Annotated in this window: 1 protein-coding gene; it reads left to right on the forward strand. The window is 56.0% G+C overall.

All coding sequences use genetic code 11. From position 1 onward, the window contains the following. Positions 1-306: 306 nt before the first annotated feature. A partial coding sequence (locus tag EBL84_RS16990) for a tetratricopeptide repeat protein (RefSeq protein WP_148040333.1) occupies positions 307-2017 on the forward strand: 1711 nt, incomplete at its 3' end.

A 2017-nucleotide genomic window follows, 5' to 3' on the forward strand; every position in this document is an offset into this window, starting at 1 on the left:
TGGCCGCGGATCGCGAGGCGCTGGCGACGACCCGCGCCGGGTTGCGCGCACAGATGGAGGCCAGCCCCTGGCGTGACGAGCAGGGGCAGGTGGCACGGATCGAGGCCGCCTACCGGGCGATGTGGCGACGGTGGTGCGTCTCGGGCACATCGGAAGAGGTGCTTGCAGCCCTTTAGTGCGATAGTTGTTCAGCATTGATGCTGTGATTCCAGCTCGGAACAGAATCCAGAGAGATGCCGTTGAGCATCAGGCTGTCGTCCCGGCGCTGGCGCCCAGCAGCGGCTCCACTACTAAAAAGGTGCGGTTTTGAATGGTGATGACAATCTTTACGAGATAGCCCTGGGTCATTATCGTGACGGGCGTATTGAGGTGGCTGAGCCGATTTATCGTGCCGTGCTTGAGGTCGATCCTGACCACTTCTCTGCGCTTTTTGATCTGGCCTCGATTGCGAAGCTCAAAGGGAATCTCGATGCCAGTGCCGAGCTGATCAGGAAAGCCCTGAGGCTCAAGCCACTGGATCTAAACGCGTTGGCTTTGCTGATCGACGTGCTACTGGCCAAAGGCCACCACAAGGATGCTGGTCTCGTGTTGAGCGAAGTGCGCGCCATGGAGGATGGTGCGGGCGTTTTTGCCCAGCTCTGCAAGCGCTTGGGGATTGATCAAGAAAGCTTTTCTGATGTCAATCGTGGCGTGGAGGTGAAGGAGGCGTTGGCGACAACTGAAACGCCTCGGATTTCGACTGCGGATGCCTCTGAGATCAAAGGTTTGATAGAGGTAAAACGCTTTGATGAAGCCTTGGCAAAGGCGCGTGATCTATGTGATAGATTTCCTCGAGATCCCTTTTTGTGGAAGGCCATGGGCACCGCCCTTTTCCATTCTGGAAAATATCAAGCCGCACTGACAGTCATACAGCAAGCTCTAGCAATAGATTCTGTAGATTCAGAGCTGCTAAACACCTTGGGCAACATCCTTGTTGAGCTAGGAAGATACTCGCAGGCTGAACGTTGTTTTCGTCGCGCTATAGAGATTTCGCCATATTATGCTGAGGCATACAACAGCCTTGGGGTTGTTTTGAAATCGCTTGGGAAGCTTGATGAGTCGATTGTCTGTTGTAAACAGGCGCTTTCGCTGAAGCCAGGTCTTTCTGAGGCTTACTCGAATATCGGGGTTGTCTGCAAGGAGCGCGGACACCTCCATCAAGCCTTGGCTTACTATCAGAATGCCTTGGCTAAAGATCCCGGTAACTGCAATGCCAAAAACAATATTGCCGGTATCTTTCAGGATCTTGGTCGCCACGATGAAGCGCTTCGTTACTACTCGCTGGCGCTAAAAGATAAGCCTCAATTTGCTGTCGCTGAATCCAATCAGCTGTTTACGATCAACTACCATCCTGACTGGTCCGGTCAGGACATTTTTTCCGCCTACCTGGATTACGATATCCGCTATTGGCAATCGCTCAGGGTGAATTGGCGATCGCACAGTAACGGGCGTGAGCCAGAGCGACGCTTGCGCCTGGGCTATGTCTCTCCGGACTTTTTCTCCCACGCAATTCGCTACATGCTCGAACCATTGCTCGAATGCCATGATCATGAGCGGTTTGAGGTTTTTGCCTATGCTCAGTTGGTGCGCGAGGATGCCCAGACCGCACGTTATCGCTCACTGGTCGATCACTGGGTGCCGACCCGAGGGCTGAGCGACGTCCAACTCGCCGAACGTATCCGTGCCGACGGCATCGACATCCTGGTCGACCTGGCCGGTCATACGGCAAATAACCGGCTGGGGGCGTTCGCGCGCAAGCCGGCGCCGGTGTCGGTGAGTCTCTGGGTCGGTTACGGCTACACCTCGGGGTTGAGCGCGATCGACTACTTCCTGTGTGACGAGGTCCTGGTTCCGGAGGGTGCGGAGGAGTTGTTCAGCGAGCGGCCCTGGCGGATTGCCGCGCCCGCCGGCATGTATCGCCCGAGCGAGGGGATGGGGGCGGTGAACGTGTTGCCGGCGCTGGAGCGGGGATACATCA

The organism is Marichromatium sp. AB31 (assembly GCF_003718685.1).
In the GTDB taxonomy this organism is placed as follows: domain Bacteria; phylum Pseudomonadota; class Gammaproteobacteria; order Chromatiales; family Chromatiaceae; genus Marichromatium; species Marichromatium gracile.